Raw genomic sequence first — 19,780 nt, 5'->3', positions numbered from 1 at the left:
TGTGGATTCCCGCTCCAGCTGCAAAAATTATGCTAAAGCTATGTTAAAGGATCGCAGCAGCCTATAATCGAATTGAGATGATATTAGCAGAATTGCACATTTTTACATACATTTGCCCGCTATGACAGCAGAGCAACTTAAAGCTATGAGGGACCGTCTTTATGTCCTGGGAGGTTTTCTTTAACGTCCCTGACCGAATAGCTAAAATAGAAAATGACAAACAACTGAGCCTGGCCCCCGGATTCTGGGATGATAACGCCAGAGCTACCTCAATCCTGAAGGAAATCAAGGTAAACAAATATTGGGTTGACCTCTACGATAACGTACAGACTTCTATCGAAGACTCCAGCGTGCTCAATGATTTCTTTAAAGAAGGAGAGGCTACGGAAGAAGAGGTGGAGCAGGCCTACAACACTGCATTGACCGCTTTGGAAGACCTTGAATTCAAATCCACCCTGAACCAGCCGGAAGATGAGATGCCGGCGGTATTGACCATTAACTCGGGAGCCGGCGGCACCGAAAGCCAGGACTGGGCTGAAATGCTGCTGCGTATGTACCGCATGTATGGCGAAAAACAGGGATGGAAAGTTTCGGAAATTGACACGCAGTACGGAGATGGCGCCGGTATCAAATCAGCTACCCTGGAGTTCGATGGCGATTTCGCCTATGGGCACCTGAAAGCGGAAAGCGGTGTACACCGGCTGGTACGTATTTCTCCTTTCGACTCCAACGCCCGCAGGCATACCTCTTTTGCTTCCGTATATGTGTACCCGTTAGTGAACGACACGATCGAGATCGCTGTCAATCCTGCCGACCTGGAATGGGAATTCTATCGTTCCGGTGGTAAAGGCGGACAGAACGTAAACAAGGTGGAAACAGCCGTGCGTCTGAAACACGTCCCTTCCGGCATTATTATCGAATGCCAACAGGCACGTACACAGGGTGAGAACCGCGAAAAAGCGCTCACCATGCTGAAATCACGCCTGTACGAAGAGGAACTCAGAAAACGCGAGGAGCTGAAAAACGCTGCCAACGCCAATAAGCGTAAGATCGAATGGGGCTCCCAGATACGTTCCTATGTGTTCCATCCTTACAAAATGATCAAGGACCACCGCACCGACTATGAAGTAGGTAACGTAGGCCCTGTGATGGACGGTGAGCTGAACGGATTTATCAAGGCTTACCTGATGATGCAGAAGGAAGAGGACAATAATTGATAATTATAGGTAAATAATTAATAGGTTTCTGCTGCAAATTTGACCGTAAATTTGCAGCGGAAACTTTTTTTGTTAATAGATACACCAACAAAATCTGAGGAAATGAATACAGGATATTTTCAATACGCAGCACCTGCCAATGAGCCCGTGTTGAGTTATGCGCCCGGTTCCCCGGAAAGAGCTGCGCTGAAAAAGCAATTGGCGGCATTTAAAGCTGAAGTGGCAGATATTCCGATGTATATCGGTGGCAAGGAAGTTCGTACCGGTAATACGGTAGACCTGCGCCCGCCGCATGAAATCAAGCACAAGTTGGGTCATTTTCACCAGGGCGACGCTTCCCACGTAAAAGCAGCTATCACTGCCGCACTGGAAGCACGCGAGAAATGGGCAAACATGGACTGGGAAACACGTGCCGGCATCTTCCTGCGCGCTGCCGACCTGATCGCCACCAAATACCGCTACCACATGAACGCGGCCACCATGCTGGGCCAAAGTAAAAATGCCTATCAGGCTGAGATCGACAGCGCCTGCGAACTGATCGACTTCCTCCGCTACAACGTACACTTCCTGAGTGAAATATACCGTCAGCAACCGGTGAGCGCCCCGCTGACACACAACCGCGTGGAATACCGCCCGCTCGAAGGTTTCGTACTGGCCGTTACGCCTTTTAACTTCAGCGCTATTGCTGGTAACCTGCCAACTTCTGCTGCCATGTGCGGTAACGTAGTGGTATGGAAACCCGCGAACACACAGGTGTTCGCCGCCAGCGTATTCATGAAAATCATGATCGAAGCCGGTCTGCCTGAAGGCGTTATCAACCTCGTATACGCCGGCGGCCCGCTGATCGGTGATATCTGCTTCGCTGACCCGCATTTCGCCGGTATCCACTTCACCGGCTCCACTGGCGTATTCCAGACCATGTGGAAAACAATCGGTGAAAACATCCACAAATACAAAACTTATCCGCGTATCGTAGGTGAAACCGGTGGTAAAGACTTCGTCCTGATCCATAAATCAGCCGATGTGGACACCGCCGTGACAGCCCTCGCCCGCGGCGCCTTCGAATACCAGGGCCAGAAATGTTCTGCCGCCTCCCGCGCATACATACCAAACAATCTTGCTGACCAGATAAAATCCAAACTGGTTGCTGAACTGAAAACCATGAAAATGGGCACCACAGAAGACTTCAGCAACTTCATCAACGCAGTGATCGATGAACGTTCTTTCGATAAGATCGCTACCTACATCGACAACGCGAAAAATGATCCGAAGGCTAAAATCATTGCCGGCGGCAACTACAACAAAACGGAAGGTTACTTCATCGAACCTACCGTCATCGAAACCACCGATCCTAACTACGTGACCATGTGCGAAGAAATCTTCGGCCCCGTATTAACGATCCACGTGTATGACGGCGAGAAGTTCGAAGACATTATCCGCACTGTAGACAGCACCTCCGAGTACGCGCTCACCGGCGCTATTATCGCGCAGGACCGTTATGCAGTGGAACTGGCTACCAGGAAACTGGTGAACAGCGCCGGTAACTTCTACATCAACGACAAACCTACCGGTGCCGTAGTAGGCCAGCAGCCTTTCGGCGGCGCCCGCGCTTCCGGTACCAACGACAAAGCCGGTTCTATGCTGAACCTCTACCGTTGGTTAAGCGCCAGAAGCATCAAGGAAACTTTCGTTCCGGCTACCGACTACCGGTACCCGTTCCTGAAAGAAGCATAAGGACATCAAATGTTCATGATAAACAAAAAGGCGATGAATATTTATTCATCGCCTTTTACTTATTTTGTAACTGAAATTAATGATAAGACATGGAGACAGGAAAAGAAGCAGGTAGCACTATCGTACAACAGTATTTCTCGGAACACCACAAACAATGGCGGGTGGCCGATCTGGAACAGCGACTGATCGCCGGTGGCTATGTGCCGCAGGAAGCAGCACGGGAAGCCAGTCTGGCTTATGATGGTTATTTCACCCGGCAACTGAAGAAGAAAGGCACCAAGGTGCTTATATTCCTTGGCCTTGCCGCCGTTTTCCTGGTTAGAATATTACTGATGGCCGATAAACTGGGCAACGTCAGCCAGCTGTCTGTTTTCCTTGCACTCACGGCCTATACGCTTGTACAGGGGCTTATCTGGAGCATACAATTGTTCCAGCTGAAAGAGGAAATAGCCTCGTTTCGCGATTTGCGCAAGCTTTGACAGGGGGCCCATCGCAGGTTAATAGTTACATCTTCCGCAACGCCTCCAGTGATTCTGTCACATGTTTTTCCCCGTCGCGCAGGCTGTTGAATTCATGCACCACAATCCCCTTTTTATCTACCACGTAAGTCACACGCCCGGGAATGACAAAGGTTTTAGGCACACCAAACAGTTTGCGTACTTCATTTTTAGGATCACTGAGTAAAGTGAAGGGGAGATTATGATGGGTGGCAAAACTTCTGTGGGAAGCTACATTGTCGGAGCTGATACCGATCACCATGGCGCCGTAATGCTGGAAATCCTGATAGGAATCCCGGAAAGAACAAGCCTCTTTGGTACACACACTGGTTTCATCTTTCGGATAGAAGTAGATGACAAGCGGCTGCTTGCCCAGTACGGTGCTGATGTCGAAGGTTTTCCCATTTTGGTCCTGCAGGCTGAAAGCCGGGATTTTGTCCCCGACTTTGATTTGGGCTTGGGAAGAAGAACCCCAGAATTGAAGGAAGGCTGCCATAGCAATGATTAACTTGAGTGTTTTCATACCAATATTTTGGTACGACTAAAGTACGACAGATAGCGGGAAATTAGCGCAACTAATTTCCCGCTGTTTTTTAAAAGTGAAAGTTGATACCAAATACTACGCTGTTAAATCCGAAGTCCTTAAACATTCCGACATCTGTCATGGTTGTTTTCTCCGAGGTGCCTTTTACTTTATCGGTTTGGGTACTGGCCAGGAAAAAATTGCCCATGTTGGCGGTCAGTGAAAAGGAGGGCGTCAGGTGAAACATCAGCCCGGGAACGATGCTGAGCTGAAAACTAGAGCTGTTTCTTTCCGGATGGTAGTTATCGGTTCCGGGAAGGCCGGAGGCTTGGGCTTTACCGAGGCCGGCGTTGAATGCGCCATCTGCATACACCGACAAGCGGTTGCTCCAAATGGGCTGTTCATAACGTATAAAGGGTCCAAAATTTACCTTGCTGCTTTTCGTTTCAGCTTCGTTCATAGGAGAACTGGCAGTGTTGACATACCATGCTTGAACGCCAACGGCCCAGCGTTCACGGAAATAATGGCCATAGGCGGCAATCCCGGTATAGGTGTTGTTGGTGGTTTTACCGGTAATACCACTGCCCAGGTCGTACTGTTTTTTTTTGTTCGAAACACTAAAGCCAGCACTGATAAAATTTTTCTTCTGTTGGGCGGACAACTGGCTGCAATTCAGAAAGGACGCTGCTGCCAGTACAGGAATGATAATTTTTTTCATAAAATGGCGTGGGTTAAATATTAATTTCCTGCTATATAATCGAATTATCCCGTACCGAAAAATGAAAGTCAGTGATATTTATCCAGCTGCTTTATGATTTTCATCTTTTTATGTGTGGCATTAATCCGTATTTTTGGCACTTAAAAGCGTATTGTTTTGAAAACCATACTAAACGGTAAGCAGCTGGCTATTACGATAGACAGACTTTGCCATCAGCTGATCGAGAATCATTTGCAGTTTGAAAACACGGTACTGATAGGGTTGCAGCCACGGGGCATCTATCTGGGGGACAGGATTTATGAAACACTGAAGAAGTTGTTGCCCGGCACCACTATCCATTACGGCAAACTGGATATTACATTTTACAGGGACGATTACAACAAAGGCAAAACTTTGCATGTGCCCAGCGAGACCAACATTAATTTCTCCATAGAAAATAAAAAGGTGGTGCTGATAGACGACGTGTTGTATACAGGCCGGACTATCCGTTCGGCGCTGGATGCCATGCTCGACTTCGGCAGGCCGGCTTCGGTAGAACTTCTGGCGTTGATAGACCGTCGTTTCAGCCGTCAGCTGCCCATTCAGCCCGATTATACCGGGCGCACCATCGATGCTCTTATTTCTCAGAAAGTAAGGGTATTATGGGAGCAAAGAGATGGGAAAGATGAAGTTATTCTGGTTGATTAACATAAACCGGATTTTTCAATTCAGATTTCACCCTTTATATTTGCACATTAATGTCACTTTCTGTAAAACACTTACTCGGAATTCGCGATCTGCAGCGCCAGGATATAGAACTTATTTTTCAAACCGCCGACCAGTTTAAGGAGGTTTTACAAAGGCCGATTAAAAAAGTTCCCACGCTGCGCGATACTACCATCGTTAATTTATTTTTTGAGAACTCAACCCGTACCCGCATTTCTTTTGAACTGGCGGAAAAGAGGCTGGGCGCAGATACTATCAATTTCTCCGCTTCCGGCTCCTCCGTGTCAAAAGGAGAGACGCTGATCGATACGGTCAACAACATCCTGTCCATGAAAGTGGACGTGGTGGTAATGCGCCATTCGGCCAGCGGTGCGCCGCATTTCCTGTCGCGCCATATTCAGGTGCCCATCCTGAATGCCGGTGACGGTATCAACGAACATCCCACACAGGCGCTGCTGGACGCTTTTTCCATCCGGGAAAAGCTCGGTACGGTGGAAGGCAAGAAAGTCGCCATTTGCGGCGATATTATGCACTCCCGCGTGGCGCTGTCCAATATCTACTGCCTGAAAAAACTCGGTGCTGAAGTGACCGTGGTAGGTCCGCCTACACTCATTCCCAAACATATGGCTGCCGCCCTCGGCGTGAATGTGAGCTACAATATCCGCGAAGCGCTGCAATGGTGCGATGTGGCCAACGTGCTCCGTATTCAGCTGGAAAGACAGAACACGCCGCTGTTCTCTTCTCTCCGCGAATATTCACTGGCCTACGGTGTTAATCGCCAGCTGCTGGACAGCCTCAACAAGGAAATCCTGATCATGCACCCCGGCCCGATCAACCGTGGCGTGGAACTGGATTCCGATGTGGCAGATTCCGGTCAGTCCATCATCCTCGACCAGGTGGAAAACGGCGTGGCTGTGAGAATGGCCGCCCTGTACCTGCTGGCAGGCAAAAAACAAGAACTGGTATAACACGAACTATATTGACTGAAAATAAACAGGCCGTCTCTTCTGCAAGAGACGGCCTGTTTATTTTTATGTCGGTCCCCATTAAAAGGAAGCATTCAATCCAATCGTATACGACCTGAAAAACGGATAGGCGTTACCGATATATCCGCCAGCCTGCTCCGGATCGTAGTAGCGGATCTTCATCTTCGTGCTTTCCCAGAGGTCCTGTCCGGAGAAGTAAAGACGCAGGTTTTTAACAGGGATGCGTTTTAGCCAGGCAGAGGGCAGGTTATACCCCAGCTGCAGGTTTTTCAAACGGATATAAGCGCCATTCATCACCCAGTGGCTGGAAGGAGCGGTATTCTGTTCATCGTGCAGATAAAGGCGGGGGAACAATGCATTTGGACGGTCTGGTGTCCAGTAGTCCTGGTTGATGTCCCACGGCTGCTGCCCGCCATTGACAAAAGGAATATTATAGCGGGGATCAGGCATTACTTTACGGTCGCTGACACCCTGGAAGAAAATCGAGAATTCAAGGCCTTTCCAGGAGAAGCCTGCGTCAATGCCATAGGCCAGCTGCGGATCTGTGCTGCCCAGGTATACAAGGTCACGGTTGTCAATCTGATGGTCCCCGTTGACATCCCGGTATTTGATATCACCGGGGCCGGTATTGGCGCTTTGGAAGGCGTGTTGCTGCACTTCCGCCTTTGTTTGGAAATAACCATCGGAGATATAACCAAACAACGATGCATAGGGGTAACCGGCGATGCCTACATTCCAGCCTGCCTGTGGTGTTACGCCATCATTGCGCAGCACTTTCGTCTGGTTGTTGAACAGGTTGGCGTTGAGGTACCAGGTGAAAGGCCCATGGCTGCTTCGCCAGCCGGCGTTCAGTTCCCAGCCCCATGACCTCATTTCCCCGGTATTGAAGCGCAGCGGCCATGCGCCGGCAGTAGAGGGCAGCTGTACCGGTATGCGCATGTCGCGGTTATGTTTCACAAAATAATCTGCAGAAAGCGTGAGCCTGCCGCGGAACAGGGTAGCGTCCCAACCGTAGTTGTAAGTGGAAATATTTTCCCATCCCGATGCCTGGGGAATAGGATTTTTGTAGACAAAAGGAGAGAAGGGATTATTGTAACCAAAAGTAAAAGTGCTGAGCCTTTCATCATTGTCAATACTGTTCCAACTGTTGACATTTCCCAATCTTCCCCAGGACCAGCGCAGTTTAAATTCATTGAAGAAATGAAAGGCACGGTAAAACCATTCTTCGTTATTCAGCCGCCATCCGGCAGAAAACGAAGGGAAGGCCTGCCATTGTTCCATCGCCGGAAAAGCGCTGCTGCGCTGCGACAGGCGGCCGCCAATCAAATTGGCTTCCAGCAGATAACGGTTGTCATAATTATAGTTGATCTTGCCAAACAACGACATGAGCGTGCCATTGGTAAACTGGGTCATGGTGTATTGCGGCGGGCCATTAAAATAATAACTGTTGACATTGTCAGGCGAAAGATCATAAGACGCTGCGGTATTTTGATCGGTGTTATATGTTTCCTGCGTATAGCCGCCAAGTATATGAAGATTGTGTTTGTTGGCTTTGATATCGTAATCCGCCAGCAGCTGGAGGTTGCCTCCCTTGCCCTGTAGCTTGCTCTTTTGCAGCAGGCTGTGTTCCTGCACGGTTTCTACCGGCGACAGCTTGTTCCATAGCTGGATGCTGTTCCGGCCGAGATTATCATACAGGGTGTGTTGTTGCGGACTGTACACCAGCCGGAGCGAGAGGCCTTTGGCAAGGAGACTGTCGGTCCGCAGCGTAAAGACGGCATCGATGTAGTTGTTTTTTTCCTCGCGGGTGCCGCCATCATGCAACATGGCATAGATAGGCGCGGCGCCAAAGGCGTAGTGCTGCGTGCCTGGTACAAAAACAGGGACGTTGCCGGGGCCTCTGTAAAGCCCTGCCAGCAAGCCTTGCGGGCCTTCTGCCGGCTGCGAAGGGGAGAACGTGTTGGTTTGCGCGTAAGACAGGCGTGTTTCGAGGCTGATGTGTTTGCTGAAGCGATTGTTGATGTTAAAGCGGGCGTTGACGCGGTGTGTCCTGTCAGGCCCCTCCACAAATAGTCCCTGCCGGCCGAAGTATCCGAAGGAGGCGGAGAACTGGTTCAGCGAGTCGCCACCTTTAACAGAGACATTGTAATTCTGTATACCTGTTTTCTTTTTGGAGAGCAGCGATAGCTGGTCGAAGTTGTAATAATAACGATAGTATCCCGGTTTCGTATAGTCGTCTGCGTAATAGTTGCCTTTTTGCATCAGGTCTATTTCTCCCTGTTGCCATGGTGCTATGCCGCCGGCGTTGACGGTAGCTTCATTTTCCATGCGGGCCTGTTGGGCTGAGGGCAGCCGGTGTGGTATCCGAATGGGCGTTTCGAAGCCTGCGAGCGTATTAAAATCGATCGCCAGTTTGCCGGGTTTGCCGGTGCGGGTGGTGACCAGTACCACGCCGCCGGCGCCGCGTGCGCCATAGATGGACGCGGCAGAGGCGTCTTTGAGGATGGAAACGGATTCAATATCGTCCGGATTGAGCACAGCGAGGGAGCCGGGCACGCCGTCAACGATGACAGGTGTGTTGTTATTACCGGAGTTGACGCCGCGTACCTGTATATTAAAGCCTTCTTTGCCGGGCTGTCCATTGCTTCGGGTGACCACCAGGCCTGTGGCGGTGCCTTGCAGCGCGGCCATCACATTGGGTACGGGCCTGCTTTTGAGCCGGGCGCCGTCTATCTGGGCAATGGCCCCGGTAATGTTGGCCCGCTTCTGCAGGCCATATCCGAGCACCACCAGTTCATTGAGTTTCTTCAGGTCGGGCTGCAGGGTGACGGAGAAATTGTGCCGGTCGCGGACGGCGATCTCTTTGGATTCAAAGCCTATCAGCGACACAGTGAGCACTGCCTGCCCCGAGGCGAGGTCCAGTTTGAAATTGCCGTTTTCGTTGGTGGCAGTGCCGTTGGAGGTGCCTTGTTCCCGCAGCGATACGCCGCTGAGGGGTACCAGTCCGTCAGTGACGGTGCCTGTCACCTGCCACCGGTTGTTATTGGCGGGCCGGTTGTCGGTATCGCCGGAAACATCGGTGAGTGCAGCATTTTGTGGTATGACGATGATTTGTCCGTCCCTGATTTCCACTTTATAACGGGAAACGGGGAACAGTTGCCGCAGCACGTCTGCCAGCGCAGCATGGTGCACATGGATGCTGACGCCTTTGCGGGTTTCAAGTTCATCGGTGGAAATAGCGAAAGTGTAGCGGGTTTGTTTTTCGATGTCCCGGATAACAGTTTTCAGGCTGACGTTAACATATTGCAGGGAAATTCGTTTGGGCTGGGCATCAGGGGTTTGAGCGGCAGCCAGGGAGCCGGCAAAAACCAGGATAACAAAGCAAAAAAAGAAAACAGGCACGCACCTGGACCTGGTATGAGAGCGCGGCGCCTGTAGCATAGCATGCTGCATAAGCAAAGAGGGTCGGGCGCCGGTTAGTAGATCTCTACCAGATTGTCTTTATAGGTGATGTTGATTTGAAGTGTTTTCCGCATGATGTCCAATACTTCCTCCAGCGGCATATTGGGGAAGGTGGCCAGCAGTTTTTTGTCATTCAGTTGCTGGTTGCTGATATTTACCTGTACGTTATAGAAATCGGACAAGGCGGCTGCTACTTCGTTGAGCGGAGCGTCATCGAAGGTCAGGCATCTTGTTTTCCAGGCGAGGATGTTATTGTTTTTCTTATAAAAACGGGTATCGATCGTATTGCCGTGGCGGGCGAGGGAGGCTTCCTGGCCAGGGGTCAGGATCACTTTTTTCCCGGAGCCATTGCTTTTATAGGCGGCACTTACTTTCCCGGACTGAACAAATACTTTTACGCCGGCTTTGGCTGCTTTCACGTTGAAAGCGGTGCCCAGCACTTCAACTTCCACATCAGGGGCGTCTACGGTGAAGGGGAGGGCATCATTTTTCACCACGTCAAAGAAGGCTTCGCCCTTGTCTATTTTGATATGACGGTTGTCTTTGCCAAAAGTGCGTGAGTAACGTACGGTGCTGTGTGCATTAATATATACCATAGAGCCGTCCGGCAGGTGGAGGCTATCGAGGTTTTGAGCGGTGGTAATGGTTTTATAGCTGCCGGGTCCCAGCCAGGTCCAGGTAAGGCCAATCGCGAGCACGGCCGCAGCTGCCCACCAGTAGCGGGCTTTCATCTGAAAGACGCGGGTATTGCGGGAGGCTGTGATAGCGGCTGGAGCGCTGATGGTGGCGAATGGAAGGGTTTCCAGGGTTGCATTTAGTTGTAGCCACTGGTTCTGGGTGTCGAAGGCGGATGCTGCCGGAAGAGGATCTCCCTGCCACATCGCTTTCATATCCAGAAAAATATCCAGATTAGCGGTGTCCTGTTGAATCCAGTCATTGAGCTGCTGTTTATGCTGCTCGTTGTCCGGATCTTCCAGGTAACGGATCACTATATCTATATCAGTTTTCTTATTCATGGCTACTTATTAACTATACAATCGGAAAATGGGTTACCATTAGTGGTAAAGAAAAAAAATTCTGGTTTTATTCCTTATTAATTAAAACCACCCGCAGTTTTTTTAATGCGGTTGTCAGGTGCGCATATACAGTATTAATGGAGATGTTCAGTTGTTCCGCTATTTCCGCGGGAGACAGGCCTTTGAGGCGGCTCATCTCAAACACGCGGCGACATTGTTCCGGCAGCTTGTCGAGGGCCGACCGGTACTGGGCTTCCAGCTCCTTATGCTCCAGCTTCGAATGGGACGTCTCGGCAGGAGAGGCTGTCAGTAACTGCTCCTTTGCATATACTTCTTTCCGTTGTTCTTTTTTGATGCGGTTCAGACAGGTGTTAACGGTGGCGCGGGCGAGGTAATGATTAATAGGGGCCCTCTCATCCAGGTTTTCCGCACCTTTCCACAAATTGAGGAATACATCCTGCACCATATCGTTGGCATCATCTTCATCTTTTACATAGCGAAAGGCAATATTATACATAGAAGGAGCGAACTGTTTGAAGACAGCTTCAAACACCACTTTATTCCTGCTTCTGATGCCCTTTACTATTTCGTCGTTACTTAGTTGCAACATGCTTTGATCTTTTGTTTCCGCCAGTGCGAAGATAAATTTTAATCACTTCGCATTCAGTATTTATTGAATTTTTTGTCTTTAACATTTCTTTCACTAATGGTAAGTGCATTGTCGAATGTATTGTTAGTATACAGCCGGTTAAAGGATCTGTGCAACAATACAAAAATCATGCACAATCAACTGGTTATACGGTTGTCATCATTATTTTAACCATACAAAAAATTGAATGCCATGAAAAAAACAATCACAGGAATGCTCGCTTTAGCTGCAATGGTAGTAGGGATGTCTTCGTTTAAAAGTGCTGATGCAACGACTGTTAGGTCTTTGGATAGTGCTTCAGTTAAGATGGACTCACTGATGTCTGTTGACTCAGTGGCGCGTTTTGATTCCCTGTCTATCGGGGTGGATTCGCTGATGGGACTGGATTCCATTGCCCGCATTGATTCTATTGCCGGTATTGATTCTGTCGCCCGCATTGATTCCTTTGCCCGCGTAGATTCTTTCTCCCGTGTTGATTCTGTGTCCAGAATGGACTCACTCTTCCGTAACGATTCCCTGCGTATGGATTCCGTAAAAGGTATGGATTCTCTCCGTACTGTAGATGGCGGTTCCATCAGCGGTAAAGTTACACCTGCCGACGGCGCTGCTGAAGTAGAAGCGGACAACGGCAGTGAAAAACTGAAAGGTGCCGTTTCACAAGGCGCTTTCGCAATTCCGGCTGCCAAAGCTGGTACTTACACCATCACCATCGTTGGTAAATCGCCTTACAAAAGCGCAGTTATCAAGGATGTAAAAGTGGAAAATGGTAAAGCTACCGATCTTGGCGAAATCAAGCTGGAACAATAAATCGTATAGCATCCAACAATTCAATAGCATCCTAAAATGGAAACCCATTTTGGTTTGATCTCAGGGGAGCTTTTTCGGCCCCCCTTTTTTTATGCCCATAAGTGAGGGCTTTTTTAAGATATTATTGCGTTATAAGTATATTAACTGATAGAAATTGATATATTAAAACTTAAAAAATGATTTATAAATCAATAAATATTTTTTCAGTTTGAAAAACTTTCCTACATTTGATCCTGTATTTGTATTTGAGTGAATTTTTTATTTTATCCATGTCGTTTGTTAAAGCCCCAGAAAAAGAGCCGGAAACGGCTCTTTCTTCAAAACTTCGGAGTTGGGCCGGATGGATAAAATTGTGTTTTAAGTTATTTAGGTAAATAATTGTCACCATATCAACCATTATCTGACATCGTTAAACCCAACTGATCTACGTGAATTACGAAATTATTGAACTGCAGCAGTTCTCCGGCAAGCGGGCCGGTATCTATTCTGTAATGATAGCTGACGACAATCTGACGTTGTTCGATCATTTTGTTAAAGCGCATGTACGCGAGCATGCCACAGAAATAAGAAGCATTACCCAGTATCTTTCTTATATTGGCAACCGCTACGGCATGCAGAACAGGTTTTTTAAAGTAAAACGGGGCCGGCCTGCCGACGGGGTCTGTGCTTTGTTTGACCATCCGGAGAAAAAGCTCCGGCTGTATTGTTACCGGGTGGGAACGGCGGCACTGATCATTGGTGGTGGTACGCCAAGAACAGGAAGAAGAAGCGGAGTGGTCATCCCTGAAAAGCTGTTGACCTGGATTGCCCGCGACATCAGCCATAAAATCCGGACAGGGGATATTTATTGGTCGGAGCAGGAAGCCCGGCTATGGGGAAACTTAATATATAGATCAGATGGAAAACAGACATCAGGGCGCCAGGAAATACAGTAGTAAAATTATTGCCGATGTGATGGCCAGCATCACACCGCTGGAAAGCCTGCAGGTGGAAACACGTTTTGTGCTGGCCGGCCGCATTGCCGCAGTCATGGACGGCAAACGCATGTCCAACAAGGAACTGGCCGCCCGGATGGGCAAAAACCCCTCTGAAATTTCCCGCTGGTTAAGCGGAACACATAATTTTACCATTGATACGCTGTCTGAAATAGCCATCGCGCTGGAAGTGCCGGTCGTGACATTCTTTACGCCCGCGCCACCGCGGACCGTGAGGGATGTAAGGCTAACAGTCAGCTCCGGAAATATTCCAGAAAACCATGCTTCATTTTCGCCGGCCACAAACGTGCGCTGACAAGCCTTGTTGTTGCCGATGCAGGATTTGCAGCCGCGTAGTTCCAGTTCAGGAAATACCTGTGGGACCAGATACAAGATACCCATAGCTGCCTGTAACAAAGGAACTGCTATATCCAAATCCGAATTTATTGCCAATTTACGCTCATGACTAAACGATCATCACCGGCAAAAGCAGGGCCGCAACACCTCGTCCTCCTGGCCATAGACCTGCTGGACAGTTCCCTGCATTATCCAGGGGACCATCCCCCGTTTGAGAACTTTCATTTTGATATCCATATCACCAGCAAAGCAGATGATGAGAGAAGCCAGGTACTGGTAACCGTAAAAATCGGTGTACACAACGAAAACATCACCCGGCAACTGGGAAGCCTTGCCATCAATTGTACCTTCACCATGAGCAACTTTGCGGATGTGGTACGGCTCAATGCTTCTGGTCAGCCGGACATGCCGGACGATCTTGTGGAAGTCCTCCACAGCACAGCGCTTTCAACGGCAAGGGGGGTGATGTTTGCCACTTTCAGAGGAACTTTCCTGCATCATGCCATCTTACCACTGATCACTCCTGGTTCCATTATAGAAGACATAAAACAATAATCACTCATTTATGCGCACGGTTATCCTGCTACTTGTTTCCAATACTTTTATGACTTTTGCCTGGTACGGGCATCTTAAACATCAGGACACGGCTCTGTGGAAGGTGATCCTGATCAGTTGGGGCATCGCTTTTTTTGAATACTGTTTCATGGTGCCGGCCAACCGCTATGGAGCCCAGGAAGGGTTCAACGGCTTTCAGCTGAAGACAATACAGGAAGTGGTCACCCTCACTGTTTTCAGCGTTTTCGCCGTCTTCTTTCTGAAAGAACCGCTTCGCTGGAACTACCTTGTCTCTTTTGTCTTTCTGATCGGCGCCGTGTACTTTATGTTCAAAAAATAAGCGGATTTTCACAATTCCTGATTATCTTTAGCCATTGCATCTCAATCAACCTGAAAATAACCGGCCATTCAATTGAGGGAGGAAGCGAATATACAACTGCTGGTGGAGCGCATTGCGTCGCTCGGCGACGAACAGGCCTATAAGGCCTTATTTCGTTTATTCTATAAACCACTTAGCCAGTTTGCCTTCTCCATTGTTAAATCATGGGAGTCGGCAGAGGAAGTTGCCTCCGATGTGTTCCTGAATATCTGGAGAAACCGGGAAAGGCTGCTGCAGGTGCAGAACATTAAAGTATACCTGTACGTCTCTGCTAAAAATATCGCGCTGAACTATCTGAACCGCGCATCCAGAACGCAACATTTCAGCCTCGATGAACTGGAGGTGGATGTCAGCGCCGGTTATGCCACACCGGAACAAATATTTATATCCGGCGAAATGATCAAAAAGATTGAGTCGGCCATCAATCAACTCCCACCTAAAAGGAAAATGATCTTTAAACTGATCCGGGAAGACGGCCTGAAATACAAGGAAGTGGCCCAGATACTGGATATCTCAGTGAACACCATTGATGTGCACATGGCGCAGGCATTGAAAAAAATCAGCGAGGTGATACACCTTCATTTCTCCCGTTAAAAAAAAGTAAAAAAAATTTAGTGAGGGAATAGTAGATTTTGGAAATCTGCATGTCCTTTTATTACAATCATGCTTTGCAACAACGACATGGAACAGGAAAGAATTTGGTTATTGCTGGGAAGAAAGGTATCGGGCGAGGCCACTATGGCTGAATTGCGCGAGCTGGAGGAGTTGTTGGTGCAATATCCGGAGATGCGGTACCAGGTGTCGGTGCTCGGCAACTTGCCTGTACCGGTGGCTGCGCCAGGATGGACGGAGAAAACAGAACTCGCCCTGGAGAAACACATGGTCCGGCTTGGCGGTGACCTGGTCGCCACGGAATTGCTGACAGAGGGCATTACCGGTCACCGGAAAAGCAGGGCAGGGGTATTGGTGGCATTGTCCACACTGGTCGTGGTATTGGCAGGGTATTGCGTTTTCCTCCTGAGCAGCAAAACTACCCATAAAGTGCCGGCGGAAATAGCCGAGATCCAGACCCGGAACGGTTCCCGTTCCCGTGCCACCCTGCCGGACGGCACAGAGGTGTGGCTCAACGGTGGTAGCCGCATAACCTACCAGCGTGATATGAACACGCAACAAAAGCGGGAAGTGTTCCTCTCCGGAGAAGCCTTCTTTAAAGTGGCCAGGGATGCGGAAAACCCGTTCGTGGTGAAGACCAGCCGCATGGCAGTCAATGTATTGGGCACTGCTTTTAATATCAAAGCGTATCCCAACGAAGAACAAACAGAAACGTCCCTGATCTCCGGATCAGTGGAAGTAGTGCCGGCAGACGACCAGCAACACAGGGTACAACTGCAGCCTAACCAGAAATTTATTATCAGACATACACAGGACGGCAATGCCAGACCTACACTGGGTTACAGCATGGAACAAGTGAAGGCGAACGGGCAGGACGACCTGATCAATGAAACAGCCTGGTGTGATAATGTGCTGGTTTTCGACAATGAAAATTTTGGCTCCGTAGCACTGAAAATGGAACGCTGGTTTGGTGTGAAGGTTTATCTGACGGATAAAAAGCTGAAGGCGTACCGGTTTACCGGTACTTTCAAAAATGAATCACTGCCTCAGATTCTGGAGGCGCTGAAGGTTACATCATCTTTCCGTTGCGAGGTAAAAGGCAACGAGGTATTTATCAACCAGTAGCACGTTTATGTTCGGCAAAAAAGAAAAGATACCATTGGCATAAAAAAGGGCAAATGCTGCAAACATTTACCCTTTTGTTCAAGTCAAACGGCAGTTAGCTTCACTTGGCAATGTAGTACTGTCGTCGTTTTATTGACCTTTAACAACCTAAATGTATGCAAAAAAAACATACATTTTGTCATCCTTTTGCACATACATAAGGAAAATGTTGTACTGCTAATGAAACTGGTGTCCCTTATTATTCTGATTACCTCTCTACATATAACAGGTCACGTGTTCGGGCAAAGTGAACGAATATCGGTGAAGGCAGACCAGATGCCACTGACACGCCTGTTAAAGTTGATTGAGAAAAAAAGTAATTATCGTTTCGTATATCGCAACGATCTGATACCCGCGCACATCCGGGTTACAATCGACTTGAAAGAGGAACCAGCAGAGGAAGCCCTCCGGCATATATTGCAGGGAACCGGGCTCACTTACAAACCGCTGACCGATGGCCTTATTGCCATCGTACCCGGTGCACAGGCAGCTATCCCGGATATCATCGTCAGTGGTCAGGTGACCGACATCAGTGGTCACGCGCTGCCAGGGGTAAGCATCCGGATTGCCGGCGTCAATAAAGGCGCAACCACCGGCACTGACGGGCAGTTCCGGATGATGGCCCCTCCAACGGGCACACTGGTTTGCTCGTTTATCGGATACGAGGAACAGAAAGTAGCGATCAGTAACAGATCGACGTTGAATATCGTCCTGAAGGACGACGCCAGAGGACTGAATGAAGTAGTGGTAGTGGCCTATGGCGTTCAAACAAAAGGTTCTTTGACAGGTTCAGCTGTTATGGTTAACTCGGCCTTGTATGACAAGGCCCCCCGTAGCAGCTTCCAGGAAAGTTTACAAGGAAATGTCCCGGGACTTCAATCTACGAATGGTTCCGGCCAACCCGGATCGGTACCCAGTATCCGTATCCGTGGTATAGGCTCTATCACTGCCGGCAGCACCCCGCTCTACGTAGTGGACGGTGTACCGGTAGTGACAGATGACCTCACCGACTTTAATGTGAATTCACTAGCCGGTATCAACAGCGCTGATATCGCCTCCATCTCCGTGCTGAAAGATGCTGCGGCAGCCTCTATCTATGGCTCCCGCGCTGCCAACGGGGTGATACTGATCACCACCAAGACCGGCCGGCCCGGACGCACACGGATCAGCGTCAGCGCACAACAGGGCGTCAATACCCTCACCATCCCCAAAGGCAACTATCCGCTCAATACCCGTGAGATGATCGAACTGCTGCGTGAAGGATGGTACAATAAAAATGACGGCAGCGGTGAAGCTGGCTTTATACGCGAATTACAGGCCCGCGGCATAGATACTACCGTCAATACCAACTGGATGAATTTATTGACACGTTCCGGCAGCTACACACAGGCTAATCTCTCCGCTGCCGGCGGTACGGACAAAACCCGCTTTTATGTGTCCGGTGGTTACTATGATTCCAAATCTGCGCTTCGCGGCGTAGACTATCAGCGGATGACCGGAAAACTCAATCTCAGCAACCAGGCCACAGACCGGCTCTCCTTTAACGTCAACCTGTCGTTGGCCTATCAGAAAGCCAATGCAGTAGGAGATGTGGGACTGCTCGCCAACCCGGTACGGTCATTCGCCCGTATACAGCCCTGGCTGAGGGTCTACAACCCTGATGGCTCTTATGATTTTAGTTACAATACCAGTTTCAACCCGGTGGCGGTACTCAACGAAGTAACCCGGACCGGTGCTATCTATGGGCTGCTGGCCGGCGCAGGCGCCAAATACGTCATCATCGACGGCCTGTCGCTCGAATCTAAAATAAGCCTCGATCTTAACTATGCCCGCAGCAACTCTTTCTACCCACCTAACTTCGGTGATGGCAGAAATACCAATGGCAGGGGTTATGTCAACAACAATCTGTGGAATAACTGGGTATCCACCAGCATTCTGCGGTACCAGCGCCGCTGGGGCCAACACGGCATTAATACTTTCGCAGGATTTGAAGCACAGCGCACCCGGAATACCGGTAACAACGCTTCTGCCACCAATTTCCTGCCCGGCAAAAGCGAACTCGCTGACGCCTCCAGGCCCGAATTCATTAGTTCGGTCAACGCCGCTAATTCCCTGACTGGCGTATTCCTTAACGCAGGATATGACTATCAGCAAAAATATTATCTCTCCGGCTCCATCAGACGGGATGCCTCTTCCCGGTTTGGCGCGCAGAAACGCGGCGCCAATTTCTGGTCTGTCGGCGTAGCCTGGAATATCTATAAAGAAGGCTTCATGCATGATATTCCCGGCATCAACGAATTAAAATTACGTGCTAGCTACGGCAGCAACGGAAACCAGGCAATTGACAACTATGCCTCTTTGTCGCTGTACAATCCGGCTAATGATTATGATGGGAAACCGGGGTATGTGTTAGGACAATACCCCAATCCCTATCTTACATGGGAACAGAACAAACCTTTCAACGCAGGCATCGATTTCTCCGTGCTGAAAAATCGTATATCCGGTACCGTTGAATATTACAACCGGGTTACCTCCCGCCTGTTACTGAACGTACCGGTATCATCCACCAACGGGATCACGACAGTATTCCGCAATAACGGCGAAATGCGCAACAGTGGCTGGGAAGTGTCTCTCAGCTCGCGTAACATACTGCCCGCACGCCCGGAATCTTTTTCATGGCGCACGGACTTTAACTTCTCTACCTTAAAGAATACGATCACAAGACTGGACAACCCGATGACGAGTATATACAAACGGGAAGTCGGCGGTGATTTCTATCAGTTTTATCTCGTGGGATATGCCGGCGCAGATCCGCAGACAGGTGAAGCACTGTGGTATACCAACGCAGATAAAACAGCAACGACCAAAGTATACGGCGAAGCACAGCGGTTCAATCAGGGCAGTGCGCTCCCTAAATTTTATGGAGGCATTACCAACCACTTCAGCTACAAAGGTTTTGAGCTTAGCTTTCAGTTCTTCTATAACTGGGGCAACAAAGTGTACGATAACTGGGGCTCTTTTACGGAATCGGACGGCAGCGGCGGTTTTGGCGCTTCCTCCAAGCTCTCCCGGCGGATATACGAAAACCGCTGGCAGCACCCGGGAGATATCACCAATATTCCTAAAGTGGTATTTGGCGGTACACAAACAGGCCTCAGCAACCAGGCCTCTTCCCGCTTTCTGTACGACGGCAGCTTTATCCGCTTAAGAGACCTGCTGCTGGCTTATAACCTGCCTCAGCTATGGCTGTCTAAAGCAGGGCTCACCGAAGCAAGGGTGTATTTCAGAGGCAACAACCTCTGGATGTATGTAAAAGACCGGCAATTGACGATGGACCCGGAAGTGCCTGTGACAGGCGATTATGACCAACGGCCACCAATTTTCAAAACCTTTCTTGTAGGAGTTGACGTTAACTTTTAACCACG

General features: G+C 49.3%; 18 protein-coding genes. 13 read left to right on the top strand and 5 right to left on the bottom strand.

The window, feature by feature from the left end; all coding sequences use genetic code 11:
* Positions 1-121: 121 nt before the first annotated feature.
* From prfB to ACTJJS_RS27860, 3 genes are all read left to right on the top strand, one after another.
* Positions 122-1,217 (top strand): peptide chain release factor 2 gene (gene prfB, locus ACTJJS_RS27870; protein WP_168874292.1). Its coding sequence is split into 2 segments (ribosomal slippage): positions 122-181 and positions 183-1,217, totalling 1,095 coding nucleotides; the frame shifts between segments, so codons are not numbered across the junction.
* Between the two features lie 102 nt (positions 1,218-1,319).
* Entirely contained in the window at positions 1,320-2,951 is a 1,632-nt protein-coding gene (gene pruA / locus ACTJJS_RS27865) for an L-glutamate gamma-semialdehyde dehydrogenase (RefSeq protein ID WP_168874291.1), read from the top strand.
* Between the two features lie 89 nt (positions 2,952-3,040).
* Entirely contained in the window at positions 3,041-3,430 is a 390-nt protein-coding gene (locus tag ACTJJS_RS27860) for a hypothetical protein (RefSeq protein ID WP_440666752.1), read from the top strand.
* 25 nt (positions 3,431-3,455) lie between these two features.
* Here the strand turns inward: ACTJJS_RS27860 and ACTJJS_RS27855 are convergent, their stop codons facing one another.
* A complete protein-coding gene (locus ACTJJS_RS27855) occupies positions 3,456-3,971 on the bottom strand; it encodes a peroxiredoxin (protein WP_343746746.1) in 516 nt (171 codons plus the stop codon).
* Between the two features lie 70 nt (positions 3,972-4,041).
* The gene (locus ACTJJS_RS27850) at positions 4,042-4,689 is read right to left on the bottom strand and encodes a hypothetical protein (RefSeq protein ID WP_440666750.1); all 648 of its coding nucleotides are present in this window, start codon (positions 4,687-4,689) and stop codon (positions 4,042-4,044) included.
* A gap of 156 nt (positions 4,690-4,845) precedes the next feature.
* Between ACTJJS_RS27850 and pyrR the strand changes: the two genes are divergently transcribed.
* Both pyrR and ACTJJS_RS27840 read left to right on the top strand, forming a co-directional pair.
* Positions 4,846-5,376: a bifunctional pyr operon transcriptional regulator/uracil phosphoribosyltransferase PyrR gene (pyrR, locus tag ACTJJS_RS27845; protein WP_343746745.1), complete on the top strand. Its 531-nt coding sequence runs from the start codon at positions 4,846-4,848 to the stop codon at positions 5,374-5,376.
* A 50-nt stretch (positions 5,377-5,426) separates the two neighbouring features.
* Positions 5,427-6,362: an aspartate carbamoyltransferase catalytic subunit gene (locus ACTJJS_RS27840; protein WP_168874288.1), complete on the top strand. Its 936-nt coding sequence runs from the start codon at positions 5,427-5,429 to the stop codon at positions 6,360-6,362.
* Between the two features lie 78 nt (positions 6,363-6,440).
* On the opposite strand, the gene ACTJJS_RS27835 is transcribed toward ACTJJS_RS27840, so the two are convergent.
* The 3 genes from ACTJJS_RS27835 to ACTJJS_RS27825 all read right to left on the bottom strand — a co-directional run bounded on the left by ACTJJS_RS27835 (position 6,441) and on the right by ACTJJS_RS27825 (position 11,468).
* Positions 6,441-9,833 carry a TonB-dependent receptor gene (locus ACTJJS_RS27835; RefSeq protein WP_440666747.1) on the bottom strand — a complete coding sequence of 1,131 codons (3,393 nt, stop codon included), beginning with the start codon at positions 9,831-9,833 and terminating at the stop codon, positions 6,441-6,443.
* Between the two features lie 23 nt (positions 9,834-9,856).
* Positions 9,857-10,858, bottom strand: coding sequence for a FecR domain-containing protein (locus ACTJJS_RS27830; protein ID WP_440666745.1), 1,002 nt, complete (start codon positions 10,856-10,858; stop codon positions 9,857-9,859).
* Positions 10,859-10,925: 67 nt separating this feature from the next.
* Positions 10,926-11,468, bottom strand: a complete 543-nt coding sequence (locus tag ACTJJS_RS27825) for an RNA polymerase sigma-70 factor (RefSeq protein WP_168874285.1) — start codon at positions 11,466-11,468, stop codon at positions 10,926-10,928.
* A 231-nt stretch (positions 11,469-11,699) separates the two neighbouring features.
* On the opposite strand from ACTJJS_RS27825, the gene ACTJJS_RS27820 reads away from it, so the two are divergent.
* The 8 genes from ACTJJS_RS27820 (at position 11,700) to ACTJJS_RS27785 (ending at position 19,775) form a co-directional block, all read left to right on the top strand.
* On the top strand, positions 11,700-12,314 hold the full coding sequence (locus ACTJJS_RS27820) for a carboxypeptidase-like regulatory domain-containing protein (protein ID WP_440666743.1): 615 nt from the start codon (positions 11,700-11,702) through the stop codon (positions 12,312-12,314).
* 428 nt (positions 12,315-12,742) lie between these two features.
* Entirely contained in the window at positions 12,743-13,249 is a 507-nt protein-coding gene (locus ACTJJS_RS27815) for a hypothetical protein (protein WP_440666741.1), read from the top strand.
* A complete protein-coding gene (locus ACTJJS_RS27810; protein ID WP_211092775.1) occupies positions 13,212-13,604 on the top strand; it encodes a helix-turn-helix domain-containing protein in 393 nt (130 codons plus the stop codon). The genes ACTJJS_RS27815 and ACTJJS_RS27810 overlap by 38 nt, the downstream gene beginning before the upstream one ends.
* Before the next feature lie 146 nt (positions 13,605-13,750).
* Positions 13,751-14,200, top strand: coding sequence for a hypothetical protein (locus ACTJJS_RS27805; RefSeq protein WP_440666739.1), 450 nt, complete (start codon positions 13,751-13,753; stop codon positions 14,198-14,200).
* 10 nt (positions 14,201-14,210) lie between these two features.
* Positions 14,211-14,540, top strand: a complete 330-nt coding sequence (locus tag ACTJJS_RS27800; protein ID WP_440666737.1) for a DMT family protein — start codon at positions 14,211-14,213, stop codon at positions 14,538-14,540.
* Positions 14,541-14,612: 72 nt separating this feature from the next.
* Positions 14,613-15,173, top strand: a complete 561-nt coding sequence (locus ACTJJS_RS27795; RefSeq protein WP_440666735.1) for an RNA polymerase sigma factor — start codon at positions 14,613-14,615, stop codon at positions 15,171-15,173.
* A 69-nt stretch (positions 15,174-15,242) separates the two neighbouring features.
* Positions 15,243-16,316: a FecR family protein gene (locus ACTJJS_RS27790; protein WP_440666733.1), complete on the top strand. Its 1,074-nt coding sequence runs from the start codon at positions 15,243-15,245 to the stop codon at positions 16,314-16,316.
* Positions 16,317-16,535: 219 nt separating this feature from the next.
* Entirely contained in the window at positions 16,536-19,775 is a 3,240-nt protein-coding gene (locus ACTJJS_RS27785) for a SusC/RagA family TonB-linked outer membrane protein (protein WP_440666731.1), read from the top strand.
* Positions 19,776-19,780: the final 5 nt, after the last annotated feature.

The organism is Chitinophaga sp. 22308, assembly GCF_052045305.1.
In the GTDB taxonomy this organism is placed as follows: Bacteria; Bacteroidota; Bacteroidia; order Chitinophagales; family Chitinophagaceae; genus Chitinophaga; species Chitinophaga varians_A.
Note: the sequence above shows the minus strand (reverse complement) of the source record. Positions and strands in the feature narration are given on the sequence as shown.

Excerpts from the sequence above, each read along its gene's own strand:
- pruA (WP_168874291.1), top strand. The coding sequence starts at position 1,320 with ATGAATACAGGATATTTTCAATACGCAGCACCTGCCAATGAGCCCGTG.
- ACTJJS_RS27860 (WP_440666752.1), top strand. The coding sequence starts at position 3,041 with ATGGAGACAGGAAAAGAAGCAGGTAGCACTATCGTACAACAGTATTTC.
- ACTJJS_RS27855 (WP_343746746.1), bottom strand. The coding sequence starts at position 3,971 with ATGAAAACACTCAAGTTAATCATTGCTATGGCAGCCTTCCTTCAATTC.
- ACTJJS_RS27850 (WP_440666750.1), bottom strand. The coding sequence starts at position 4,689 with ATGAAAAAAATTATCATTCCTGTACTGGCAGCAGCGTCCTTTCTGAAT.
- ACTJJS_RS27840 (WP_168874288.1), top strand. The coding sequence starts at position 5,427 with ATGTCACTTTCTGTAAAACACTTACTCGGAATTCGCGATCTGCAGCGC.
- ACTJJS_RS27835 (WP_440666747.1), bottom strand. The coding sequence starts at position 9,833 with ATGCAGCATGCTATGCTACAGGCGCCGCGCTCTCATACCAGGTCCAGG.
- ACTJJS_RS27830 (WP_440666745.1), bottom strand. The coding sequence starts at position 10,858 with ATGAATAAGAAAACTGATATAGATATAGTGATCCGTTACCTGGAAGAT.
- ACTJJS_RS27825 (WP_168874285.1), bottom strand. The coding sequence starts at position 11,468 with ATGTTGCAACTAAGTAACGACGAAATAGTAAAGGGCATCAGAAGCAGG.
- ACTJJS_RS27820 (WP_440666743.1), top strand. The coding sequence starts at position 11,700 with ATGAAAAAAACAATCACAGGAATGCTCGCTTTAGCTGCAATGGTAGTA.
- ACTJJS_RS27810 (WP_211092775.1), top strand. The coding sequence starts at position 13,212 with ATGGAAAACAGACATCAGGGCGCCAGGAAATACAGTAGTAAAATTATT.
- ACTJJS_RS27805 (WP_440666739.1), top strand. The coding sequence starts at position 13,751 with ATGACTAAACGATCATCACCGGCAAAAGCAGGGCCGCAACACCTCGTC.
- ACTJJS_RS27800 (WP_440666737.1), top strand. The coding sequence starts at position 14,211 with ATGCGCACGGTTATCCTGCTACTTGTTTCCAATACTTTTATGACTTTT.
- ACTJJS_RS27790 (WP_440666733.1), top strand. The coding sequence starts at position 15,243 with ATGCTTTGCAACAACGACATGGAACAGGAAAGAATTTGGTTATTGCTG.
- ACTJJS_RS27785 (WP_440666731.1), top strand. The coding sequence starts at position 16,536 with ATGAAACTGGTGTCCCTTATTATTCTGATTACCTCTCTACATATAACA.